Origin of the sequence: uncultured Tateyamaria sp., assembly GCF_947503385.1 — a bacterium.
Classification (GTDB): domain Bacteria; phylum Pseudomonadota; class Alphaproteobacteria; order Rhodobacterales; family Rhodobacteraceae; genus Tateyamaria.
In genome coordinates, this window is sequence record NZ_CANNDO010000004.1 from 157,454 (window position 1) to 180,015 (window position 22,562).

Below are 22,562 nucleotides of genomic sequence, written 5' to 3' on the forward strand. Positions count from 1 at the left end.
CTATTGCGTCCGCGTCAGGTAACGTTCCAGCACCCGGTTAAAAAGGCCCGGTGACTCAAGATGCACGGCATGGGCACAACCGGGCACCACCGCTAGCTCTGTGTCCGCGATGCCGGTCCATAGCGTTTCGATCTGCGGCCACGCATAGGTCCGGTCCCGATCTCCCCACAGGACCAGCGTCGGGGATGCGATATGCGGCAAATGCGCCTCACCCGACCAGTTTCGCATAGCTTCGAGACCCGCGAGAATGGCAGGCAACCCGGCCCGCGCGGCGAGATCAGAACAGGGCGCGTAAGCCAGGTCTGCCGCGCCGCGCAAAAACCATGTGGCGGCGATCCTGCGGGCCGTCGCCTCTGCACCGTCATTCCGTGCGCGCGCCATCGACGTCTCTATGGTTTCAAACCGACCGGGCAGCACGCCCACCGGCCCTGTGCCATAGAGGATCAGATGATGCACGCGGTCGGGCGCCTGACGCACCATATCCTGTACAATCATGCCACCCATGGAATGGCCCAGCAGATCAAACCGGTGCACACCGCGGCGCGACAGCTCTGCCAGAACCCACGCGGCATAGCCGCTGATGCTGTCTATCGGGGCCATGTCGGCGTTCTGTCCAAAGCCGGGCAAATCCACGACAATCAGATCACGGCAGCACGCCAGCGGCGCTTGCGCGTCCCATTGCGCGCCGCCGCCCATAAACCCGTGCACAAGGACAAGGGGCGTCACTTACGCCCGCCCTGCACGATCCGGTCAAGGATCATGGCACAGAACAGGATGGCAAAGCCCGCCAAAATCCCCTGCCCCACATTGGCGTATTGCAACGCCTCCAGCACGTCCTCGCCCAGCCCCTTGGCCCCGATCAGCGAGGCGACCACAACCATCGCCAGCGACAGCATGATGGTCTGGTTGATACCCGCCCGGATCGACGGGCCCGCCAGTGGAAGATCGACCTTGGTCAGCAGATACCACTTGTTCGCGCCAAAGCTGATCGCCGCCTCGCGCACACTTTCAGGCACGCCGCGCAGGCCCAGCACGGTCAGGCGCACCACCGGCGTACCGCCAAAGATCATGGTGGTGACCACCGCCGCAGGCTTGCCCGTGCCAAAAAACGCGATAACCGGGATCATGAACACGAATGCGGGCATGGTCTGCATGAAATCCATAATGGGCTGGATCGCCGCATAGAACCGGGGGCGCCGCGCTGCGAACATGCCCAGCGGGATGCCGATCAGGATCGAGAGACAAGCCGCCGTGCCCAGCAGCGCCAGAGTCGTCATCGCCTTTTCCCAAAACCCCAGCAGCCCCATGTAGGACAGGAACGCACCTGAATAGATCGCCATGCGCACCCCCGCCGTCAGCCACGTCAGCAGGATGATCAGCGACGCAATCACGATCCACGGGGTGCTGACAAACACGATTTCAAGCGCATCCAGCACCATGCGGATGCCGTAGGTGATCCCGTCAAAAAGCGCGTCGCCATTCAGCACTGCCCAGTTAAAGAACGCCTCGACCCCGTCGATGCTGATCAGCCGGATGTCGGGATCGGTTGGGAATTCCGACAACAACGTGAACCGCCCCGGAAAGCTGTAGTGCATCATCGCAGCAAACACGATCAGCACCATGAAAACGGCGCTGAACACCATATGCGGCACCGGCATACCCGACCGAACCGACCTGTCGCTCAGCCAATCGGAAAACCGCGCCTCAAGCGCAGTGTTGGCGGTAAAGGCCTGCGCCAGCTTGGCCACCACAAGGATCGCGATGCCGGTCAGCACGATGGTCGGCCCTTGGGCGGCGAGCGCCTCGGCCTCTGCGCGGATGCCGCCGATATTGGCTTCGAGCGAATCCACCGTGCGCTGGAACGCATCCACACGGTCCGAGTTGTTTTCGATTGCGGCGGCCAGTTGCTGACGGCGCAGCTCCAGCGTGCCTTCAATCGACGCAATGCGCGCCATCGCGTCGGCCGCCAGATCGCCAAAGAGGCCACGGGCGATTTGCACAAAGGCCAGCGCTTCGAGGATCAGAAAGGGCAGCGCCCAGTTCCACAAGCCGCGCGCGCCAAACCAGATCGGGCCAAACAGGCCAGCCATCAGGTTGAAGGTCGGCGTGAATTTGGACGAGGCACCGATTTTGTCAAACGCCCGAATATAGTAATCGGGCGCGGTCCTGACGAAGGTGCGGATGTTATCCTTGCGCTCTTCTGCATAGGCGCGGGCCGCGTCGGTGTTCGTGTCTTCAAGCGGGTTGGAACCAAGGTCTTCGGCTGTGTCCACGGTTTGATCCATCATGACATCTCCGTCCCTTCGATCACGGTGCGCAGCAGGTCTGCGCGGGTGATGACGCCAGTGTCCTGACCGTTGATCTGCACGATAATGGGGTGTGCATCGTCAATGGCGAGGGTGATCAGCGTCGACAATGTTTCGGTCTCGTTCACGCGCTTTGCTTCGGCAGGCAGGCCCCCGTGCATCGCGATATGCGTCTCGATCGGTCGCATGACCGCGTGCGCGTGCACCACCTTGAGCCGGGAGATGCCCGCGACGAAATCGGCCACGTAATCGTCGGCCGGGTTCATTACGATGTCCTCGGCTGTGCCAATCTGCACCATACGGCCGTCCCGCATGATCGCGATGCGGTCGCCGATGCGCACGGCCTCGTCCAGATCATGCGTGATGAAAATCGTCGTTTTCTTGAGGATCTTGCTGAGCCGGATGAATTCGTCCTGCAATTGCCGCCGGATCAATGGGTCCAGCGCGGAAAACGGCTCGTCCATGAGCAGCACATCGGGGTTGGCCGCAAGGGCGCGGGCCAGACCCACGCGTTGCTGCATCCCACCGGAAAGCTCGTGCGCAAATTTTGCCCCCCACGCGCCCAGTTCAACAATGTCGAGGATCGCGGCCGCCTGCCGCATCCGTTCGTTTTTGGCGACTTTGCGGATTTCCAGCGGCATGGCGACATTGTCCAGCACCGACCGGTGCGGCATCAGCGCAAAGTTCTGGAACACCATGCCGATTTTCTGGTTGCGAAACCGTTGCAATTCGCGCGGACCCAGAGCCATGACGTCCGTGCCCTCGATCTCGATCCTGCCTGCGGTGGGTTCCAGCAGCCGGTTGAAATGGCGCACGAGCGTGGATTTGCCCGACCCCGACAGACCCATGATGCAGAAGATTTCGCCCCGGTTCACGGACAGGGACACATCCGCCACACCGACAACGGCGTTGTATTCGGCCAGAACCTGCGCCTTGGTCAGACCCCGCTCACGAATGGCCGCAAGTGCCGCCTGTGCGCTGGCGCCGAAAATCTTCCAGATGTTGGAAATCTCAATGACCGTGTCAGACGACATGTCCACCCCCTGCGCCCCGTGTCCGGTTGCGGCAGCGCAGTTGGGCTGCGCTGCCGCCGTGTGTGCGTGTGTCGTCAGAGGCCGAGCCAGCTGTCGACGCGCTCGGAATTGGCGTTCACCCACTCCTTGGCGACCTCTGCCGGGTCGCGGCCATTGGCGCTGATCTCAAAGGCCAGTTGGCTCACATCGCCCGCTTCAAGCTGGAAGTTGGCAAAGAACTCGGCAATTGCCGGTGACCGGTCCGCCAGCGAATTGGACCACGCGATCTGCACATCCTTCAGCGCATCCTTGGACGCCACCATGGATTTCTCGTACCAATCCGCATCGTCCGACGGCTGGACCATCACGTATTTCGCGGGGTCATATGTCGGCTCTGTCAGCATCTGAACGTCGAACATGAACCACACGGCGTGCGGCTCGTAGCAATAGAAAGCATAGCCTTCGCCCTTGGCGACACTGTCCTTGATGCGCGCGGTCTTGACCGCTTCTTCGGCGCGGATGGGTTCAATGAAATCAAGAAGACCGTAATCGCGGGTCTTGACCTCGTTCACGTTGGCCGAGGCCCAGCCGGGCGCGCCGATCCACATCTCGCCCTTGCCGTTGCCATCGCTGTCCATAAGCGCGGCCACGTCCGGGCGGCCCAGATCGGTGATGTCCGTGATGTTGTTGGCCTCACCAAAGTCCTTCGTGACACAGAAGCCCTGATTGCCCTGATAGGGATTGGACGACAGCGTGACGGTGCCCGCCTCGTCCACATATTTGTTGGTAAAACTTTCCTGGTTCGGGAGCCAGACATCTGGGTGGACGTCGATGTCGCCCTTGCCCTGGTCCATCGCCTGAAAGATCGTCGCGTTGTTGCCCGGCACATACTCGACCGTCCCGCCGATGCGCGAACTGACCACTTCGCCCAATACGTGCGCAATGGCCTGCGCACCGGTCCACGATGGCACGCCGATGGCGACCTCTTCGGCGGCAAAGGCAGGCAGCGCAAACACGCTGACGGCGGTGGCAAGCCTCAGGGATTTCAGGGTTGTCTTCATGGTAGTCTCCTCTGTTGTAACGCGCCGTTGAGGCGTCGAATTAAGTGAGCGATGCAAGCAATTGATCTTCATAAGCAAACAAGGCTGTCGCCCCGCCTGTGTGCAGAAACAGCACGCGGTCGGTCGGCTTGAAGAAATCCTGCCGGATCAATCCGATCAAGCCTGCCATGCCCTTGGCCGAATAGACCGGATCCAAAAGCACGCCTTCCTGCTGCGCGGTCATATGGATTGCCTCAAAAGTAGACGGTGCGGGAATGCCGTAGCCTTCGCCCACATAGCCGTCGTCGACCAGAATACGGTCCTTGTCGATGCTGCCCGCGCCCAGATGTTCCAACGTGCGCTGGGTCAGGCCGTGCACAGCGGCGACCTGACGGTCATGGGGCTGGCGGACACTCACACCCATCACCGGCAGGTCGTAACCCATGGCGTGGAAACCGGCGACCAGTCCCGCTTGTGTCCCCGTGCTGCCCGTGGCCATCACCAGCCAGTCAAAGCGCTGACCGTCCGCCGCGCACTGGTCGGCAATCTCTTGTGCGCAATTGGCATAGCCCAGCGCGCCGGTCGGGTTCGACCCGCCGCCGGGAATGAAATAGGGCTTGTGTCCCTTGGCGCGCAGCGCCTCGGCCACCGCCTCACCTTCGGCATTCATATCGAGCCCGGCGGGGCGAAATTCATGCGTTGCCCCGAAAAGCGTGTCGAGCAGGACATTGCCCGTCACCTCGTAGGACGCATCCCGGTCAGGCACCCGGCGTTCCAGCAGCACATGGCATTTCATGCCAACCTTGCAGGCCGCCGCCGCTGTCTGGCGCACATGGTTGGATTGCACGGCCCCTTGCGTGACGAGCATGTCGGCCCCTTCGGCGATGGCCGCTCCAACCAGAAACTCCAGCTTACGGGTTTTGTTGCCGCCCGTGGCAAGGCCGGTGCAATCGTCACGCTTGAGAAACAATGCAGGACCGCCCAGATGCGCGGACAGGCGTGGCATCGCCTCGATTGCGGTGGGCTGATGGCACAACGCGGTTCTCGGAAAACGGTCGAAATCAATCCGCGAGACCGGGCGCGTCAGTGTGTCTGTGTCAGCCATGGCTATGTCCTGATGTGAGTGTCGCGTCGAAGTGTGCCGCAAATCCCCCGCCCGCTCCAATGTCATGTGCGAATGACATTATGCATTTTTTGCATTATGCCTCCCAAAGAATGGACACGACTCTGTTTCGCGATCTCGAACGGCTGCGGCAAACGGGAAACTTTTCGCAAGCCGCAGCCCTTGGCAATCTCAGCCAGCCTGCTTTGTCCCGGCGGATCAAATCGCTTGAGGCTTGGGTCGGCGCGCTTCTTGTGGACCGATCCCGCCAGCCCGTGCAACTGACCGAGGCCGGAACACGCATTCTCGAAGCGGGATTGCAGGCGCTGACGCGCATCGAACACGAACGCAGCCAGATTCGCGCGGCGATGGCCCTGCCGGACAAATACGTGGTTACCTTTGCGACGCAGCATTCCATCGGCTGGCGTTTCTATCCTGCTTGGCTGCAATCGCTGGAAACGGCTTATGGGCCAGTATTGTCGCGGTTGCGGGCCGACGATCTGCCCAATTGCCTGCGTGATCTGAAACGGGGAGATGTGGATTATGTCATTGCCTATGCGGGGCCGGGCGCATCCGATGCGCCCGACGTCGAAGGCATCGTCATCGGGCATGATCGCCTGATCCCGGTGTGCAAACCTGACGGCGACGGCGCGCCCTTGTTCCGGTTCGATGCGGCAGATGTGCAAATGCCGTTTCTGCGGTTTGGCGCAGCAGCACCGATTGGCGCGCTGCTCGAACCGATGCTGGCCAAGCACGGGCTGACTTCGCGCCTGCACACGGTCTATGAAAACTCCATGGCGGGCGCTTTGCGTATACGAGCGCGCGCGGGCGACGGCGTGGCGTGGCTGCCCAGCAGCCTTGTGTCCCCGGACATCGAGGCAGGCCACCTGATGTGTACGGGCGCGCAAGACTGGCAAGTGCCCCTCGAGATACGCCTGTTGCGCAATCCCGAGCGTACGAACCGCATGACACGCTCGATCTGGTCCTTCCTTGCCCCGCGCGACGCGGCACCGCTTGTCACGACGGATTGAGCGTTGCGACATCCGAACCCTTGGCGTCATGCGCGTGCCCGCTCTCGTTTGGGGTCCACAAACGGGACTGTGGCCACAACCGCGGGAAGCCGTTTCATGCGCCCATCCATCATGCCAACCTCAAGCGCCGCGCCGGTTTCGGAAAACTCGATGGCCAGCCGCGCCATGGCAATCCCGTGCCCCAGCATCGGAGAACGGGTCGCGGACGTAACCTGCCCCACGTGACGCTCACCCGCAAAGACCGGCGCACCGTGGTGAGGCACGTCGTCACCGCCGAACATCAGCCCCGTCAACACGCGACGCGGTGCTGCGGCATTGCGCTCCAGCGCGGCTTTGCCAACAAAGCTGGCCTTTCTGAAATCCACCGCAAAGCCCAGGCCCGCCTCCATCGCGTCCACACCGGGCGCAAATTCCGCACCCGGCGCGGCAAACCCGGCCTCTGTCCGGATGATGTCCAGTGCGGCACCGCCCATGGGGGTCACACCATGAGCCTGCCCCGCCTCCATCAGCGCATCCCAAATCGTCACGGCATCCGACTGGGCGCAGAAAACCTCGTAACCCAGTTCGCCGGTATAGCCGGTGCGCGACAGCATGAAAGGCGCGCCATCGCGATCCCCCAAACGGGCAATCGTTACGCCAAACCAGTTCAGCTGTTCCAGCGCAGGCACATGCGGCTGGGTAAAGACGACCTGCGCCAGCACATCGCGCGATTTCGGCCCCTGCAGCGCAAGGTTTGCCAGCGTATCGCTCATGTCTGTCAGGCGGGCCTGTTGTCCGGTCTGAGCGACATGCGCCTCGATCCGGCGGGCACTTTCCTCGGACCCGCAACACCAACGAAACACCTGCGGACCAAGACGAAAGAGCGTGCCATCGTCCACAACCGCCCCGGTGTCGTCACAGATCAGCGCGTAGGTGCCGCGCCACTGCGCAAGGCGCGACAGATCGCGGGTGAGCACCTGTTGCAGCACCGTCTCCGCGTCCGGCCCGACGATGTCGTATTTCCGCAAGCTGCTCATGTCCTGCACGGTGACCCGCTCCCGGCAGGCCCAGTATTCACCCAGCGTTCCGGTCGACGGATAGGTGTTGGGCAGCCACAGGTCACGCGCGGGCGCCATATCTTGGGTCAACGCAGCGGTGCGGCGGTGAAACGCGCTTTCCCGGCTGAGGGTCATCGGCGCATCCTCCTTGGCGCGGTAGGCCACGGCGCGCGGGATGGGTGCGTTCCGTTTGTAAATCCGGACATGGACATCCGTCGGGTTCCAGCCATTGATCGGGTCGATGTCGTCCGGGCACGCGGTGGACACGCAGACCAGATCGCACAGCGCGCGCATGGCCACGTAATCACCGGGGCGCGAATGGCTTTCCTCTGTCAGGATGTGACCGGACCGCGGATCGACCCATGTGTTCCAGAAAAAGTTGATCGCGGGCCAAGCCGGACGGCGGGCGATGCCGTAGGGGTCCATCGCGTCCGAGATATTGTCCGAGCAATTGAGGTGCCCCGGAAAGCCGCGGTCCGCATATCCGCGCGCGGTACAGGCCAGCCCATACGTGTCGTGCCGTCCGCACGTGTCCTGCACCACCTGCAACATGGGCCGCGCATCCGCATCAAAGAATTTGTCCAGCAGACCCGGTTGCGGATAGGGCTGGCGCACCATGGACCGTGTGGCGGTGCTGTCGATCATGGCCACACGACCACAGTCAAGGCTGTCGGTGCGGAACGCCATGAAATCCGAACATTGCTGCCCTTCGACATCGATGATCTGGACAATGTCGCCGCGTGCAAGGCTGTAGGCCCTGGCCGTGCCGCGCGGTACGGTGAACGCGTCTGCCACCTGCCCCAACGGCTCTGGCAGGCGTACTGTGTGCGCAGCACGGCTGACCGACACGGACAGGGTCGCCATGGTGTCGCCGGTGATTGCCTGCGCAGGCGGTGTCGGCAGAACAACCCACACACTGCATTCGGCTCCGGCTTTCAGAATGATCCGCCCATCAACCTCGATCAGTGCTGCCCTTTGATCATCTGTCGTGCCGCCTTTTGCCTGCACCCACGCCAAATATGCCTGATCGTCAAATGGCAGACCGGACACCGGACGCGTGCCGGTCAGGCCCAATGCACCCAATGCAGAACGCCCGCGCGCGTCAAAAGCGATCACCGCAAGGGTGGCCGCGTCGCCGGACACCGACAGCAAATCGCCCAGCGCCAGTGCGATGCGAAGGGCACCGCGCGGCGACAGCTTGTGATGTTCCGCCTGAGACGGCGCAGGAAAACCAGGAAACGCGCGAAACCGGGAGTCCATCCCGACATTACGAAATTCCAGCAGCGCATTTTCCATGGGCGAGAGCCACTTTTGAGGAGCCTGTAACTAGTTACATCGTGGGTGAAACTGGTTACGTCTGTCAATAACCTGCCTTACGCTTGTGCCCATGATGCGGAACTCTGCCCGAAAAAGGACCAACCTGCGCGATGTTGCGGCCCATGCGGGTGTGTCTGTCGCGACGGTGAGCCGGGTTTTGAACACACCCCAATCAGTCGCCCCAAAGACACGTGCACGCGTCGAGGCGTCGATTGAACAGCTCCGTTTTGTTCCGTCTGCTGCGGCACGCGCCATCAACCGGGGCAGTTCCGGTTTGGTCGCGGCGCTGATCCCTACCCTCGACAATGCGATTTACGCGCGGGTCGTGGACGGTCTGGAGGAAGGTCTGGCCGCCCGGCACCTTGCCCTGATGGTCGCGCAGACAGGTGATGACCCAGCGATTGAACTTGCGCGGGCAAAACAGTTGGTCGCCTTGGGGGCCGAGGCGCTGATCGTAGTCGGCATGTCCCATACGGATGGCCTTTATGATCTGCTGGAACGCGCACAAATCCCCATCGTCGCCGTGTCACATTACGAGGACAGCGGGCCGATACCGACCTGCGGCTATGACAACCAGCGCGCTGCCCTTCAGGCCGCGGATCACTTGGCCGCGCTCGGGCACCGGCGGGTTGCGGTGTTGCACGGGCCGACGGCAACCAATGACCGGATGCGGCGGCGCAAAGTCGCGCTGCAAGACGCAAGCACAGCGATCACATTCGATTACGTCGAGGTCCCGATTTCGGTCGAAGGCGGGCACACCGGCATCCACAGACTGTTGGAGCAGACCAACAGTCCCACCGCCGTGCTGTGTTTCTCGGACGTGATCGCGCTCGGTGCGCTCAACGCGCTGCACAGCCGTGGCCTGCGCGTCCCCCAAGACATGTCGATCATGGGGATGGAGGACCTGCCCGCGGCGCGGTTCATGCACCCGCCCCTGACCAGCGTGACACTCAGCGTCGGGGACATGGGCCTGCACGCCGCCGCAGCGGTCGCAGATTGGCTCAACACCGGCACGCGCCCTGCATCGGTGCGTCTGCACACCGGCGTGATCCAGCGCGATACCACAGCCCGCATTCTCTAAGCGCGACATCGCAAGACGCCTCACCGCCAACACAAGTCAATTCAAATGGATGGTGGCGGAGGCTGTGGGATTCGAACCCACGGGACGCTCTCACGCCCAACGGTTTTCAAGACCGCCGCATTCGACCACTCTGCCAAACCTCCGGTGCCCCCGCTTTAGGGCCGCCCGCACGATTCGGCAAATATGCCAATGCCCGGGGAAATTTGCCGAAAAGTTCCCCGTATCCTTTTCAGATGTCTCCCGACCCGCTATGCTACAGACAAATCAACCCGCAACGACGGGAAAAAACGGTGTCGTAAAGGCACTTGGCCAAAAAACGGCCACCACAGGCAACAGCAGGCAAGGACTTGGTCCATGAGCAGATCATTCTCGAAATCCACCATGCGCAGCAGCGTCGCAGCCGTTCTGGCCCTCAGCCTTCTGGCAGGCTGTGACGAGAACGGGCAGTTCGTGGCCATGCAGGCCTTCCAGTCGAACACCGAGACTGCAGGCACCCCCGAACCGGGCGCGCCAATCAAAACCGTCGAACGCGATGTCGAAGCGCCCGATGTGTTCTCCGCCACCGAAGCGGGACTGTGGGACGGTCGCCCGTCGCTGGGCGGTGTCTGGGTCGCGCACCCCGATGTGAGCGAGCCCGAGCGGGTCATCATCCGCAATGCCACCAACAACAAATTCGTGGTCGGCGCCCTCTTCCGCCGCGAACGCGACATTCCCGGCCCGCGCCTACAGATCAGTTCAGACGCCGCCGAAGCGCTGGGGATGCTGGCGGGCGCACCGGCCGAGCTCAACGTGACGGCGCTGCGCAAGGAAGACGTCGCGGTCGAACAACCGATCGACGCGGCGCAAACTGACATCGAAGAGGTCGACGCGGTCGAGGCCCCTGCCGCAATTGCCACCACCTCGCTTGATCCCATCGCGAGCGCTGCCGCGGCCCTTGATGCACCGACGCCCGCACCTGCGGTGTCCACCGGCATCCAGCCCGCCGCCGCGCCGGAACAACCGATCAAGGCCGCCGCAACCACGCGGCCCGCTGCGTCTAACCTGTCCAAGCCCTTTATCCAGATCGGCATTTTCTCGATCGAGGCCAACGCCACACGCACCTCCAACCGGATGCGCGACGCGGGCATCGTGCCGGTGACCAAGACCTTTGAACGCGATGGCAAAACCTTCTGGCGCGTGGTTGTTGGGCCGGCAAGTTCCAGCGCAGAGCGCGGTCAGCTCTTGAACAAGGTCAAGGAAGAAGGCTTTACCGATGCCTATGCCGTGTCCAACTGACCGATAGGAGCCTTTCCCGTGATCCGCACCCTTGCCGCCACCGCCTTGCTGATCGCCTCCACCCTGCCCGCCGCCGCGTTTGAGACCCGCGCGTCGGCGGCGTATGTGGTTGACCAGACCACCGGCACCGTGTTGCTGAACAAGAATGCGGACACCCCCCTGCCCCCGGCATCAATGTCCAAGCTGATGACGCTTTACATGGCGTTCGAGGCACTGGAACGCGGGCAACTCAGCATGACCGACACGCTGGCCGTCTCCGCTCATGCCGCCAGTTTCGGCGGCTCCACGTTGTTCCTGCAACAGGGCGAGCGGGTCACGGTGGAGGATCTGGTGCGCGGCATCATCGTGCTGTCGGGCAATGATGCCTGCGTCGTCATTGCCGAGGCGCTCAGCCCCGACGGGACCGAAGGTGGCTTTGCCCGCCTGATGACGCGCCGGGCGCAGGAAATGGGCATGACCAATTCCACTTTCGCCAATTCCAGCGGCTGGCCGAACCCGAGCCATCGCATGTCAATGCGCGATCTGGGCCTGCTGGCCACGCGGTTGATCGAGGACTATCCGGAATACTACCCGATGTTTGCGGAAACCGAGTTCCTGTTTGACACCAAGGAAAGCGCCAACCGGTTCAACCGCAATCCCCTGCTGACCCTCGGCATCGGTGCTGACGGCCTCAAAACCGGCCACACCCAAGAGGCGGGCTATGGCCTGACCGGGTCGGCCAAACAGGGGGACCGCCGGGTCGTATTCGTGGTCTCCGGCCTCGACACCACGGCCGCCCGCGCGCAGGAATCCGAAGCCATCGTGAACTGGGCCTTCCGCCAGTTTGCCGAACGCACCATCGCCAAGGGCGGCGTGCGCGTCGCCACCGCCGCCGTGTGGGAAGGGGCCGAGCCGCAAGTGGGACTGGTTCCGGCCGAAGACATCTCTGTCCTGCTGCCGGTCCTGTCCGGCGACAGTGTCGCCGCCGAAGTGGTCTATACCGGCCCCATTCAGGCCCCCATCGCCGCGGGCACCACATTGGCCGAACTGGTTGTGCAACCCGAAGGCTTGCCGGAACAACGGTTCGAACTGGTGGCCGAAACCGACGTGGCCCATGGCGGTTTCCTCGCCAAAGTGTCCACCGCGGCCAAAGCCCTGATCACGCAAGTCACAAGCGAGGATGGTGCGTGAGCGCAAAAGGCGCATTCATCAGCTTCGAAGGCATCGACGGCTCCGGCAAATCCACACAAGCCCGCCTGCTCGCGGAACGGCTGCGCGCAGAAGGCCACGACGTCGTGCTGACCCGCGAGCCGGGTGGCAGTCCGGGCGCCGAGGAAATCCGCGCCCTCGTGCTGCAAGGCGATCCTGACCGCTGGTCGGCGGAAACCGAACTGCTCCTTTTCACCGCCGCGCGGCGCGACCATATGGAGCGTCTGATCCTGCCCGCCATCTCTGCTGGCAAGATCGTGATCTGCGACCGCTTTGCGGACAGCACGCGCCTCTATCAGGGGCTGAGCCGCGGCGATCTGCGCGCCACAGTGGACCAATTGCACGATCTGATGATCGGGCGCGAACCCGATCTGACCATTCTGATCGACATGGACCCCGAAACTGGCCTCGCCCGCGCCAAGGGGCGGCAGGGCGTAGAAGAACGGTTCGAGGATTTTGGCACGGACCTGCAACAGAAGATGCGCGCCGGTTTTCTGGGCTTGGCAAAAGAATTCCCGCACCGTTTTCACACCATCGACGGTGGCCGCCCGATCGAAATCGTGGCGCATGACGTGCACGCTTTGGCGCAATCGCACCTCACTTCTTCTCTTTGAAAATACTCCGGGGGTCCAGGGGGCTGGCCCCCTGGCGGGCGGCGGTGTTACACCCCGTCTCATGTCCGACGACACAGCCGATCCCACACGCGTCCCCGGCGCACCGCACCCGCGCGACACCGTCCGCCTGATTGGGCAGGACAGCGCGCAGGCCGCCTTTCTTGACGCGTTCACAACCGGGCGTCTGCACCATGCGTGGCTGCTGACCGGACCGCGCGGAGTGGGCAAGGCCACGCTGGCATGGCGACTTGCGCGCTTCCTTTTGGCCACGCCTGACCCGGACCCCAACGATATGTTCGGCGCGCCCGCGCCCACGACCCTCGACATCCCGGACGATCACCCCATTGCCCGCCGCATCGCGGCAGGCGCGGAGCCGGGGTTGAAATCCGTGCACCGTACCGAGAACGACAAGACCAAGCGACTGCGCGACCAGATTGTCGTGGATGATATTCGCGCGCTTGGCAGCTTTTTTCAACTGTCGGCCACCGATGGTGGCCGTCGCGTGGTCATCATTGATGCAGCGGACGAAATGAACGTGAACGCCGCCAATGCGCTGCTCAAGATGCTCGAAGAGCCGCCCGCGCGCACCACGCTCCTGCTCGTTTGCCACCAGCCCAGCCGCCTCTTGCCCACCATCCGATCACGGTGCCGCACGCTGCGCCTGCGCAGCCTGACACCTGATGATATGGCCGCTGCGATGGCGCAGGGTGGCATCGACAGTGCCGCGCAAACCGCAGCCCTCGCGGAACTCAGCGGCGGATCGGTCGGTGACGCCATGCGCCTTGCCCTTCAGGACGGGCTAAAGCTCTATGCTGAGATCATCGCCCTTCTGGGCTCCATGCCCCGGCTCGACCGCCCCCGCGCTCTGGCCGTGGCAGAGGCCGCCGCAGCGCGCGGCAGCGAGGCCCGTCTGGACCTGTTCTACACCCTGCTCGACATCGCGCTGGCCCGACTGGCCCGCACGGGTGCCACGGGCACCCCCCCGGCAACCGAGGCCGCGCCAAACGAAGCGGCCATTCTGAGCCGCCTTGCCCCGCACGCCCCGCAAGCCCGCGCATGGGCCGACACGGCGCAAACGGCGCTCGACCGGGCACGCCATGGCCGGGCGGTCAATCTTGACCCTGCCGCCCTCGTCCTAGATACGCTGTTCAAGCTCTCAGCGACGGCACCTTCGCAATGACCCCAGAGATCACCGACAGCCACTGCCACCTCGACTTTCCCGATTTCGAAGGGCAGTTGCCTCAGATCATCGCAGATGCGGCCGCCGCTGGCGTCACGCGCATGGTGACCATCTGCACCAAACTGCGTCTCGAACCACAAGTCCGCGCCCTGGCCGAAGCACATGCGCCCGTGTTTTACGCAGCAGGCACCCACCCGATGAGCGCCGCGGACGAACCCATGGCATCGGTCGATCAACTGGTGCGGCTTGCACAGCACCCCAAATGCGTAGGCATCGGGGAAACAGGGCTCGACTACCACTACACATCCGACAGTGCGGACGTGCAGCAGCAATCGCTGCGCATTCACATCGCCGCCGCGCGCGACACCGGGCTGCCCCTGATCATCCACGCACGCGCCGCCGACAAAGATATGGCCCGCATCCTGACCGAAGAGCACGCGAATGGCGCCTATACCTGCGTCATGCACTGCTTTTCCTCCAGCGCGGAACTGGCCCGCGCCGCCCTCGATCTGGGCTTTTATCTGAGTATGTCCGGCATCGCGGCCTTTCCCAAAAGTCAGGAGTTGCGCGACATCTTCGCCGCTGCCCCCGTCGACAGGGTTCTGGTGGAAACCGACGCGCCTTACCTTGCCCCGCCGCCCCATCGGGGCAAGCGGAACGAACCGGCCTATACAGCCCACACCGCGCGCGTGGGTGCCGGGGTCTTTGGCCTCGACTACGCCGATTTCGCAGACCGCACACAACAGAATTTTGACCGGCTCTTCACCAAGGCAGCCCGTTTCGAGGCCGCCGCATGAGCGACAGCTTACGGTTTACGATTCTGGGCTGTGGCTCCTCCGGCGGCGTGCCGCGTTTGGGTGGTCACTGGGGCGCGTGCGATCCGGCGAACCCCAAAAACCGCCGCCAGCGCTGTTCCATGCTGGTCGAACGGGGGGGGCCGGACGGAACCACAATCGCCCTGATCGACACCTCCCCTGACCTGCGCAATCAATTGCTGGGGGCCGATATCGGCAGGCTCGATGGCGTGATCTACACGCACGCCCATGCCGATCATGTGCACGGTATCGATGATCTGCGCATGGTCGTCTTCAACATGCGTGAACGGCTGCGGGTCTGGGCGGATGGTGCCACGCAGAACGACCTGCTTGGGCGCTTTGGCTACGTGTTTCACCAACCACCGGGCTCGCCCTATCCGCCCATCCTTGACCTGCACACCATCGACGGGGACACGGTGATCGACGGCCCCGGCGGGCCGATCACCTTCAGGCCGTTCGAAGTGGGCCATGGCAGCATCGACGCGCTCGGCTTTCGCGTCGGCGATCTGGCGTACCTGCCTGATGTGGCCGACATCCCCGATGCCGCATGGGACGCCTTGCAAGATCTCGACTGCTGGATCGTGGACGCGCTGCGCCGCGACCCGCACCCGACGCACAGCCACCTTGCGCAAACCCTCGAATGGATCGACCGCGCCGCGCCCAAACGGGCGATCCTCACCAACATGCATATCGACCTCGACTATGCGACGCTCTTGGCCGAAACACCTGACCACATCGAACCCGCCTATGATGGAATGACCCTCACCTTTCCCACCCCCTGACCTTCTTCTCTTTGATCAATACTCCCGCCGGAGGCTCCCGTCCTCCGCGCCCAAGCAAAGGCCCGATCATGCAGGCCCTCCTCGACGTCATCCTGCCCGTTTTTCTGGTCATCGGCTTTGGCTATGTTGCCGTCTGGCGACAGCTTTTCCCCGAGGCCGGCGTGGACGCGCTGATGAAATTCTCGCAGCATTTCGCGATCCCCTGCCTGTTGTTTTCCGCCATCGCAAATATCGACCTGTCCCACGGGCTGGACCTGCGCCTGCTGGGCAGCTTTTACGTCGGGGCCGCGTCCAGCTTTGCGCTGGGGTTTCTGGGCGCGCGGCATCTCTTTGGCCGCGACGTCGAAGACAGCGTCGCCATCGGCTTTGCCTGCCTGTTTTCCAACTCGGTTCTGCTGGGCCTTGCCATCAATGAACGTGCCTACGGGGCCGAAGCGCTGACAGGCGCCTTTGCCATCATCGCCTTTCATTCACCCTTTTGCTACGGGCTGGGCATCACCGCGATGGAGATTGCGCGCAACCGCGGGGGCGCACCTCTGGACACCGCGCGTCGTGTGATCCGGGCCATGTTCCGCAACGTGCTGGTGCTGGCCATTCTGGCGGGTTTTGTCGTTAACCTCACCGGGATAACCCTGCCCGGCGTGATCCGGGACGGGCTTGATCTGGTTATTCGCGCGGCCCTGCCCACGGCACTGTTTGCATTGGGTGGCGTGCTGGTCGCTTACAGGCCCGAAGGCGACGCGCGCGTGATTGCAATGGTTTGCGGCATCTCGCTGCTGGTGCATCCGGCCATCACCTTTGCCTTGGGCAGCCTCTTGTCGGTCCCGCCTGAGACCTTCAAACCCGGGGTGCTGACGGCGGCCATGGCACCGGGCGTGAACGCCTATATCTTTGCCAACATGTATGGCCGGGCCAAACGCGTGGCGGCTTCGTCCGTGCTGGTGGCCACGGGGGCATCGCTCCTGACGGCTTGGATGTGGCTCATCGTGCTAGGCTAGGTCACCTGCCGCAGGCTGACATCCAACGCCGCCCCAAGCAGCACCATGAACGCGCTCAAAAACAGCCACATGAGCATTGCCATCACCGCACCGATGGATCCGTAAACCTCGTTATAGGTCCCAAAATTCTGCAGGTAGATCGAAAACCCAACGGAGGCGGCAACCCACCCGGCGGCGGCAAAGACGGTTCCGGCTGATACCATTCCCGGCATTCGGGTGCGCAGGTTTGGCCCGACCCGGTGCAGCAACGAAAACCCGACCAGCAAAACGGCAAGGCCGACGCCCCAGCGCAGCGCCTCCACACCCGCCGACGCCCATGGACCCAGCGGGAAAAACGCCAGCACGACCGGCATCACCACGATGCACGCCATTGCCACCAGAACGACCCCGATCAAACACAAGGTCAGGAACAGAGCGCGGGCGGCATGTGCCACACCGGACCGGTTCGGCACCCCGTGGATCGCGTTCAACCCTTGGATCAGCGCCGCCACCCCGGCCCGCGCCGACCACAACGCCAGAACAAAGGACAGAACCGACGCCCACCCCAGGGTCAGCCCATCTGCGGTCGAGAGCGCATCAAGCTGACCGGCGATCAGGGTATAAACGTCCCCCGGCAACACAGCCTGAAACGCAGCCAGTTGCTGCAAGGCCAGTTCAGGATCACCAATCACGCCCCACAGCGCGATGGTCGCGGCCAGTCCCGGAAAGACTGACAGAATGGCCCAGAACGCGACACCCGCCGAGATCAGCCCAAGGTTCTTGTCCCCGATCAGGTTCCAAACCCGCTGCAAAACGCCCCAAAGCCGCATCACCGGCTTGCGCGCACCTGTCAGGCCTTGATCCGTCATGATGCCCCCTGTTTGGCCAAACTTGCCTCAGCGGACACAGCCATGCAACGGGGCATGGCGCGGCGCGTCTGCGACCGCAGTTCACCGTTGCCTGCCACGTCCGAACCCTGTCTAGTGCGTCTCGTGTCCCGACTGAAACTTGAACATCTCCAGACCTTTCTCGCCGTCGCCCGTTACGGCAGCGTCAGCCGTGCCGCGGAGGCGCTGAACCTGACGCAGCCCACCGCGACGTCCCGGATCAAAGCGATGGAGGCCAGCCTTGGCACCAAGGTGTTCGACCGCACCGCGACGGGAATGAGCCTGACCAAACGCGGCGACATGCTGCTGCAATATGCAGCCCAGTTCCAGCAACTCAGCGACATGGTCGAAGAGAACGTGATGGATGCCGCCGGTGTGGACCGCCTGATGCGGATCGGGGTGTCGGAAACCATCGCCCAAAGCTGGCTGCCGGATTTCATCGGTGCACTGCACAAGGATTTTCCCAACCTCAAGATCGAGATCAGCGTTGATATCTCTCTGAACCTGCGCGAACAGCTGCTGCGGCGGGAGGTCGATCTGGCGATCCTGCTTGGCCCCATCTCGGATTTCACAGTCGACAACATCGAATTGCCCAGCGTCGAGCTGGTCTGGTTTCGCGCCGCCGGTGAAGGGCGCGATGTGGATCTGCGCACGACGCCCATCGCGACCTACGCCCGCAACACACGCCCGTTCCGCGAACTCAGGGCCAAACTCTTTGACCGGTTCGGGCCGGACATCACCCTGTTTCCGTCATCGTCGCTATCGTCATGCTTTCGCATGGTCGAGGCCGGGCTGGCCGTCGGTGCACTGCCCAAGGCGCTTGGCCGGTCGATGGTCGAGGCGGGCAAACTGGTGGAATTCGATGCCGGTGTCGCGCCTTCGCCGCTCAATTTCTCGGCCTCTTACATCGGCGAGCCAAGAAATTACGTCATCGAAGCAGCGGCAAAAACCGCGCAAGCCATTGCAGCCAAAGAGTTATAGGAAATTTCTATAGCTTAGGCCAAAAAATCATTATTGGATTTTATTTCAACGGCAGAGGACCGTGCCCAAAACCGGGGGACGGATATGGCCATTGCCTTTGAAGGTCTGCAAAAACTCGCAACCGACGATATGCGCGCACAGATCCGCGCGGGTGCCTATTGTGGTCACACCGCAGGGCTGGGCGGCAAGACGTTGCAGGCCAACCTCGCCATTCTGACGGTCGATCACGCGCTGGACTTCATGCGCTTTTGCCAGCGCAATCCCAAGCCCTGCCCCCTTGTGGGCGTGTCCGACACCGGCAACCCGATGATGACGACGCTGGGCGGGGACATCGACATCCGCACCGACCTGCCCGGCTATTACGTCTACCGTGACGGTATGTTGGACGCGACGCTTGCCGATATCAGCGCGCTGTGGACCGACGATATGGTGGCCTTTGCCTTGGGGTGTTCGTTCACGTTCGAACATGCGTTGCAGGATGCAGGCATTCCCGTGTGGCACATCGACAACAACACGACCGTGCCCATGTTCCGGTCAAACATCATGACGGTGCCCGCAGGTCCGTTTGGTGGGCCGACTGTTGTCAGTATGCGGGCCATCAACGAAACCGATGTGGACCGCGTCACCGCGATTTCGAAACGCTTTCCCATGGCCCATGGCGGCCCGGTCCATATCGGCGACCCCGCAGCCATCGGGATCACGGATCTGGACGCGCCACATTGGGGCGATCCCGCCCCCATCGGCGCAGGACAGGTGCCCATGTTCTGGGCCTGCGGGGTCACGCCGCAATCCGCTGTCATGGAAGCGCGGCTGCCGATCTGCATCACGCACAAGCCCGGGCATATGCTGATCACCGACGTCCCCGACGACGCCGAATTCACAGTTCTAACCACAACAAAATCACCAACAGGAGAGTGAAAATGAAAAAACTTACAACCGCCCTCGGGGCTCTGGCGATCAGCGCCTCCGGCGCGTTTGCAGAAAGCCCGGTGGTCCTGAGTGCTGTCGGCACATGGTCCAGCCTGACGAATTTCCAAAAACACGAAGAGCCGTTCTTTAACCAGCGCCTCAATGAGGCGTCGGGCGGCAACATCGTTGGCAAGATCCAGTCGCAATCCGGTCTGGGCCTCAAAGGGTTCGAGATCATGCGCCTCGTCAAGAACGGTGTGTTTGATTTCGCCTTTGGACTGCCGGGCTATGTGGCGGCGGAAAACGCCATCTTCGAAGGCGCGGACCTGTCGTCGCTGACGCAGGACATCGACACCCAGCGCAAGGTGTCGGAGGCCTATTTCGACACGCTTGAGAACGCGTTTGCCGACATTTACAACGCCAAGCTGCTGATGCTCTACCCGTTCCCCAGCCAGACGCTGTGGTGCAACGGCGAGGTGAACGGCATCGCGGACCTCGATGGCAAGAAAATCCGCGTCTATTCCACCACCCTTGGCGATTTTGTCGAAGGGGTCGGCGGCACCTCTGTCACGGTGGCCTTCTCCGAAGTGATCCCGGCGCTGGAAAAGGGCGTTGTGGACTGTGCGATCACCGGCACAATGTCGGCCTATACCGCCAAATGGAACCAAGTCGCCACACATGCCTATACGCTGCGCGTGGGCTGGGGCCTCGCCTTTGGGGCGATGAACATGGACAAATGGAACAGCCTGTCCGCCGATCAGCAGGCCCTCTTGCAGACCGAGATTGCGACGCTGAACGACGCCATGTGGGCCGAAACCGCGACCGAGGACGAAGTGGCCATTTCCTGCATCACAGGCGGTGCCTGCGAAGTGGGTGATCCCGGTTCGATGGTGCTGGTTGAACCCAGTGCCGAAGACCTCGCCCTGCGCGACAAGATCGCCACAGACGTTGTGCTGGCCCGCTGGGCGGAACGGTGCGGCACAGACTGTGCCGCGAACTGGAACGAAACCGTTGGTCCGATCCTCGGCCTGACGGCGGCCGCCAACTAAGCTGCCGGAAAAAGGGGCGGCGCGCTCTCCCCCGCTGCCCCTTTTGCCCTCACGGAGTTTCCCGATATGCTCGACACCCTCCTTGCCAGCACCCGCAAGCTGAGCCTGTGGCTCACATGGCTGGGCGGCACCCTCATCGTTCTGTCCGCCTTTCTGGTGACGCTCGAAGTGATCCTGCGCAAACTTTTCAATGTATCGCTTGGCGGCGCGGATGAAATATCGGGTTATGCGTTTGGTGTGGCCACGGCGCTGGCGTTTTCCTATGCGCTGTTCGAGCGCGCGCATATTCGGGTCGATGCCCTGATTGGTGTTCTGCCCCACGGGTTGCGCCCGTTTTTGAACCTCTTTGGCCACGCTCTGTTGATCGGCTTTGCCTTGGTTGTCGTTTGGATGGTCTGGAGCATGGTCGGCGACACGCTCCAACATGGTTCGCGGTCGATCACGCCGATGCGCGTGCCCCTCGCCATCCCGCAAATCCCTTGGCTGATCGGATGGATGTTCTTTGTCTTTACCGGTGTGCTGATCGCGGTCGCGGCCATCGTCAAATACCTGCAACGCGATCCAAGCGGCGTTCAGGACCTCATTGGGGTCAAATCCCTGGACGAGCAGATCAAGGATGAGACTGTCTGATGCTGACCAAGACGCTCCTTATCCTGTTGGCGCTGATCGCGCTGGCTGTGCCAATCGCCGCATCGCTGGGCTGGCTGGGCCTGATCCTGCAATACACCGACAGCCCCATGCCGCTGCACCGCGCGATCTCGGACATGGCGTGGCAGACCTCGACCGACTTCCTGCTCGTGGCGATCCCGATGTTCGTCATGATGGGTGAAATCCTGCTGCGCGCGGGCATCACCGAACGGATGTATGACGGCATCGTCAAATGGCTGGGCTGGCTGCCAGGTGGGCTGATGCATTCGAATATCGGTTCTTCGGCGCTGTTCGCGGCCACCTCGGGCTCGTCCGTGGCCACGGCTGCCACCATCGGCACGGTCGCCGTGCCGCAAATCGAAAAGCGCGGCTATAACGAGCCGCTGTTTCTGGGCACTGTCGCTGCCGGGGGCACGCTGGGCATCCTGATCCCGCCGTCGATCAACCTGATCCTCTACGGCCTGCTCACCAATACCTCTGTGCCCGAACTGTACCTGGCGGGTTTCATCCCTGGCTTCTTGCTGGCCGCGCTGTTCATGGCGACGGTGATTGTCGCCTGCATGATCAAGCCCGAATGGGGCGGCGCGCAGCTGCGCCACACGTGGGGCGAGCGTCTGCGCGCCCTGCCCGCCCTGATCCCGCCGCTGGGTATCTTTATGGTGGTCGTCGGCTCGATCTACGCGGGCCTCGCCACGCCGACCGAAGCGGCCGCCTTGGGCGTTGTCGCCTCCATGGGTCTGGCTGCGCTGAACCGCAAGCTGACCGTGGACATGATGCGGCAGGCGATCGAAGGGACGATGCGCACCACCGCCATGATCATGCTGATCATCATTGCCGCCGTATTCCTGAACTTTGTCCTGTCGATCATCGGCCTGACACAGGCGCTGACCGACTTTGTCACCGGCCTTGGCTGGACCCCGATGCAGACCATGCTGATGATTGTTGCGGTGCTGATCCTGATCGGCTGCTTTATGGAGACGCTGTCAATGCTGTTGACCATGGCGCCGCTGATCACGCCCATTGTGGTGGCGCTTGGCTTTGACCCTGTTTGGTTCGGCATCCTGCTGATGGTGCTCTTGGAAACCGCGCTGATTACCCCGCCCATCGGCATCAACCTTTACGTGGTGCAGAGCATCCGCAAGGTCGGGCCGATCATGGACGTGATCAAGGGTGCGCTGCCCTTCGTGGTGACCATGTTCGTGATGCTGGCGATCTTGCTGGCCTTCCCGCAACTGGCACTGTGGCTGCCGTCGCTGGTGTACTGATCATGCGCGCCCACTGACCTGAACCAACGCCTTTTTCGCTGTAACACAAACGTGCCGGCCCTGCC

General features: G+C 62.8%; 21 protein-coding genes and 1 tRNA gene. 14 read left to right on the forward strand and 8 right to left on the reverse strand.

Annotated features, from left to right (window positions below):
- The 5 genes from Q1A85_RS14610 to Q1A85_RS14630 all read right to left on the reverse strand — a co-directional run bounded on the left by Q1A85_RS14610 (position 1) and on the right by Q1A85_RS14630 (position 5,464).
- The gene (locus Q1A85_RS14610) at positions 1 to 726 is read right to left on the reverse strand and encodes an alpha/beta hydrolase (RefSeq protein WP_299690790.1); all 726 of its coding nucleotides are present in this window, start codon (positions 724 to 726) and stop codon (positions 1 to 3) included.
- Positions 723 to 2,288 (reverse strand): ABC transporter permease subunit, encoded by a 1,566-nt coding sequence (locus tag Q1A85_RS14615; RefSeq protein WP_299690793.1) that lies wholly within the window; start codon positions 2,286 to 2,288, stop codon positions 723 to 725. The genes Q1A85_RS14610 and Q1A85_RS14615 overlap by 4 nt, the downstream gene beginning before the upstream one ends.
- Positions 2,285 to 3,340 (reverse strand): betaine/proline/choline family ABC transporter ATP-binding protein, encoded by a 1,056-nt coding sequence (locus Q1A85_RS14620; protein ID WP_299690796.1) that lies wholly within the window; start codon positions 3,338 to 3,340, stop codon positions 2,285 to 2,287. The genes Q1A85_RS14615 and Q1A85_RS14620 overlap by 4 nt, the downstream gene beginning before the upstream one ends.
- 74 nt (positions 3,341 to 3,414) lie before the next feature.
- A complete protein-coding gene (locus Q1A85_RS14625; RefSeq protein WP_299690799.1) occupies positions 3,415 to 4,380 on the reverse strand; it encodes a glycine betaine ABC transporter substrate-binding protein in 966 nt (321 codons plus the stop codon).
- 40 nt (positions 4,381 to 4,420) lie between these two features.
- A complete protein-coding gene (locus Q1A85_RS14630; protein ID WP_299690802.1) occupies positions 4,421 to 5,464 on the reverse strand; it encodes a D-cysteine desulfhydrase in 1,044 nt (347 codons plus the stop codon).
- Between the two features lie 110 nt (positions 5,465 to 5,574).
- Between Q1A85_RS14630 and Q1A85_RS14635 the strand changes: the two genes are divergently transcribed.
- A complete protein-coding gene (locus Q1A85_RS14635; RefSeq protein ID WP_299690805.1) occupies positions 5,575 to 6,492 on the forward strand; it encodes a LysR substrate-binding domain-containing protein in 918 nt (305 codons plus the stop codon).
- 26 nt (positions 6,493 to 6,518) lie between these two features.
- On the opposite strand, the gene Q1A85_RS14640 is transcribed toward Q1A85_RS14635, so the two are convergent.
- The gene (locus Q1A85_RS14640) at positions 6,519 to 8,789 is read right to left on the reverse strand and encodes a DUF1989 domain-containing protein (RefSeq protein ID WP_299690808.1); all 2,271 of its coding nucleotides are present in this window, start codon (positions 8,787 to 8,789) and stop codon (positions 6,519 to 6,521) included.
- A 127-nt stretch (positions 8,790 to 8,916) separates the two neighbouring features.
- On the opposite strand from Q1A85_RS14640, the gene Q1A85_RS14645 reads away from it, so the two are divergent.
- Positions 8,917 to 9,927 carry a LacI family DNA-binding transcriptional regulator gene (locus Q1A85_RS14645; RefSeq protein WP_299690811.1) on the forward strand — a complete coding sequence of 337 codons (1,011 nt, stop codon included), beginning with the start codon at positions 8,917 to 8,919 and terminating at the stop codon, positions 9,925 to 9,927.
- Positions 9,928 to 9,980: 53 nt separating this feature from the next.
- On the opposite strand, the gene Q1A85_RS14650 is transcribed toward Q1A85_RS14645, so the two are convergent.
- Positions 9,981 to 10,070 (reverse strand) — tRNA-Ser (locus Q1A85_RS14650).
- A gap of 211 nt (positions 10,071 to 10,281) precedes the next feature.
- Between Q1A85_RS14650 and Q1A85_RS14655 the strand changes: the two genes are divergently transcribed.
- From Q1A85_RS14655 to Q1A85_RS14685, 7 genes are all read left to right on the forward strand, one after another.
- On the forward strand, positions 10,282 to 11,202 hold the full coding sequence (locus tag Q1A85_RS14655) for an SPOR domain-containing protein (RefSeq protein ID WP_299690815.1): 921 nt from the start codon (positions 10,282 to 10,284) through the stop codon (positions 11,200 to 11,202).
- An 18-nt stretch (positions 11,203 to 11,220) separates the two neighbouring features.
- Positions 11,221 to 12,372, forward strand: a complete 1,152-nt coding sequence (locus tag Q1A85_RS14660) for a D-alanyl-D-alanine carboxypeptidase family protein (RefSeq protein ID WP_299690818.1) — start codon at positions 11,221 to 11,223, stop codon at positions 12,370 to 12,372.
- Positions 12,369 to 13,004, forward strand: coding sequence for a dTMP kinase (tmk, locus tag Q1A85_RS14665; RefSeq protein ID WP_299690821.1), 636 nt, complete (start codon positions 12,369 to 12,371; stop codon positions 13,002 to 13,004). The genes Q1A85_RS14660 and tmk overlap by 4 nt, the downstream gene beginning before the upstream one ends.
- Positions 13,005 to 13,065: 61 nt before the next feature.
- Positions 13,066 to 14,184, forward strand: a complete 1,119-nt coding sequence (locus Q1A85_RS14670) for a DNA polymerase III subunit delta' (RefSeq protein ID WP_299690824.1) — start codon at positions 13,066 to 13,068, stop codon at positions 14,182 to 14,184.
- Positions 14,181 to 14,981: a TatD family hydrolase gene (locus Q1A85_RS14675; protein WP_299690827.1), complete on the forward strand. Its 801-nt coding sequence runs from the start codon at positions 14,181 to 14,183 to the stop codon at positions 14,979 to 14,981. The genes Q1A85_RS14670 and Q1A85_RS14675 overlap by 4 nt, the downstream gene beginning before the upstream one ends.
- Entirely contained in the window at positions 14,978 to 15,781 is an 804-nt protein-coding gene (locus Q1A85_RS14680) for an MBL fold metallo-hydrolase (RefSeq protein ID WP_299690830.1), read from the forward strand. The genes Q1A85_RS14675 and Q1A85_RS14680 overlap by 4 nt, the downstream gene beginning before the upstream one ends.
- Positions 15,782 to 15,849: 68 nt before the next feature.
- Positions 15,850 to 16,779 (forward strand): AEC family transporter, encoded by a 930-nt coding sequence (locus tag Q1A85_RS14685; protein WP_299690833.1) that lies wholly within the window; start codon positions 15,850 to 15,852, stop codon positions 16,777 to 16,779.
- Here the strand turns inward: Q1A85_RS14685 and Q1A85_RS14690 are convergent.
- Positions 16,776 to 17,627: a YihY/virulence factor BrkB family protein gene (locus Q1A85_RS14690; protein WP_299690835.1), complete on the reverse strand. Its 852-nt coding sequence runs from the start codon at positions 17,625 to 17,627 to the stop codon at positions 16,776 to 16,778. The genes Q1A85_RS14685 and Q1A85_RS14690 overlap by 4 nt on opposite strands.
- A gap of 123 nt (positions 17,628 to 17,750) precedes the next feature.
- On the opposite strand from Q1A85_RS14690, the gene Q1A85_RS14695 reads away from it, so the two are divergent.
- The 5 genes from Q1A85_RS14695 to Q1A85_RS14715 all read left to right on the forward strand — a co-directional run bounded on the left by Q1A85_RS14695 (position 17,751) and on the right by Q1A85_RS14715 (position 22,497).
- Positions 17,751 to 18,626: a LysR family transcriptional regulator gene (locus tag Q1A85_RS14695; RefSeq protein WP_299690837.1), complete on the forward strand. Its 876-nt coding sequence runs from the start codon at positions 17,751 to 17,753 to the stop codon at positions 18,624 to 18,626.
- A gap of 84 nt (positions 18,627 to 18,710) precedes the next feature.
- On the forward strand, positions 18,711 to 19,544 hold the full coding sequence (locus Q1A85_RS14700) for a putative hydro-lyase (protein WP_299690839.1): 834 nt from the start codon (positions 18,711 to 18,713) through the stop codon (positions 19,542 to 19,544).
- Between the two features lie 2 nt (positions 19,545 to 19,546).
- Positions 19,547 to 20,584 (forward strand): TRAP transporter substrate-binding protein, encoded by a 1,038-nt coding sequence (locus tag Q1A85_RS14705; protein ID WP_299690841.1) that lies wholly within the window; start codon positions 19,547 to 19,549, stop codon positions 20,582 to 20,584.
- 66 nt (positions 20,585 to 20,650) lie between these two features.
- Entirely contained in the window at positions 20,651 to 21,214 is a 564-nt protein-coding gene (locus Q1A85_RS14710) for a TRAP transporter small permease (RefSeq protein WP_299690844.1), read from the forward strand.
- The gene (locus Q1A85_RS14715) at positions 21,214 to 22,497 is read left to right on the forward strand and encodes a TRAP transporter large permease (RefSeq protein WP_299690847.1); all 1,284 of its coding nucleotides are present in this window, start codon (positions 21,214 to 21,216) and stop codon (positions 22,495 to 22,497) included. The genes Q1A85_RS14710 and Q1A85_RS14715 overlap by 1 nt, the downstream gene beginning before the upstream one ends.
- Positions 22,498 to 22,562: the final 65 nt, after the last annotated feature.

What these genes read in the sequence shown, in the direction of transcription:
- Q1A85_RS14615 (WP_299690793.1), bottom strand. Translation starts at nt 2,288, where the DNA reads ATGATGGATCAAACCGTGGACACAGCCGAAGACCTTGGTTCCAACCCG.
- Q1A85_RS14620 (WP_299690796.1), bottom strand. Translation starts at nt 3,340, where the DNA reads ATGTCGTCTGACACGGTCATTGAGATTTCCAACATCTGGAAGATTTTC.
- Q1A85_RS14625 (WP_299690799.1), bottom strand. Translation starts at nt 4,380, where the DNA reads ATGAAGACAACCCTGAAATCCCTGAGGCTTGCCACCGCCGTCAGCGTG.
- Q1A85_RS14630 (WP_299690802.1), bottom strand. Translation starts at nt 5,464, where the DNA reads ATGGCTGACACAGACACACTGACGCGCCCGGTCTCGCGGATTGATTTC.
- Q1A85_RS14635 (WP_299690805.1), top strand. Translation starts at nt 5,575, where the DNA reads ATGGACACGACTCTGTTTCGCGATCTCGAACGGCTGCGGCAAACGGGA.
- Q1A85_RS14640 (WP_299690808.1), bottom strand. Translation starts at nt 8,789, where the DNA reads ATGGACTCCCGGTTTCGCGCGTTTCCTGGTTTTCCTGCGCCGTCTCAG.
- Q1A85_RS14645 (WP_299690811.1), top strand. Translation starts at nt 8,917, where the DNA reads ATGATGCGGAACTCTGCCCGAAAAAGGACCAACCTGCGCGATGTTGCG.
- Q1A85_RS14655 (WP_299690815.1), top strand. Translation starts at nt 10,282, where the DNA reads ATGAGCAGATCATTCTCGAAATCCACCATGCGCAGCAGCGTCGCAGCC.
- Q1A85_RS14670 (WP_299690824.1), top strand. Translation starts at nt 13,066, where the DNA reads ATGTCCGACGACACAGCCGATCCCACACGCGTCCCCGGCGCACCGCAC.
- Q1A85_RS14675 (WP_299690827.1), top strand. Translation starts at nt 14,181, where the DNA reads ATGACCCCAGAGATCACCGACAGCCACTGCCACCTCGACTTTCCCGAT.
- Q1A85_RS14680 (WP_299690830.1), top strand. Translation starts at nt 14,978, where the DNA reads ATGAGCGACAGCTTACGGTTTACGATTCTGGGCTGTGGCTCCTCCGGC.
- Q1A85_RS14685 (WP_299690833.1), top strand. Translation starts at nt 15,850, where the DNA reads ATGCAGGCCCTCCTCGACGTCATCCTGCCCGTTTTTCTGGTCATCGGC.
- Q1A85_RS14690 (WP_299690835.1), bottom strand. Translation starts at nt 17,627, where the DNA reads ATGACGGATCAAGGCCTGACAGGTGCGCGCAAGCCGGTGATGCGGCTT.
- Q1A85_RS14700 (WP_299690839.1), top strand. Translation starts at nt 18,711, where the DNA reads ATGGCCATTGCCTTTGAAGGTCTGCAAAAACTCGCAACCGACGATATG.
- Q1A85_RS14705 (WP_299690841.1), top strand. Translation starts at nt 19,547, where the DNA reads ATGAAAAAACTTACAACCGCCCTCGGGGCTCTGGCGATCAGCGCCTCC.
- Q1A85_RS14710 (WP_299690844.1), top strand. Translation starts at nt 20,651, where the DNA reads ATGCTCGACACCCTCCTTGCCAGCACCCGCAAGCTGAGCCTGTGGCTC.
- Q1A85_RS14715 (WP_299690847.1), top strand. Translation starts at nt 21,214, where the DNA reads ATGCTGACCAAGACGCTCCTTATCCTGTTGGCGCTGATCGCGCTGGCT.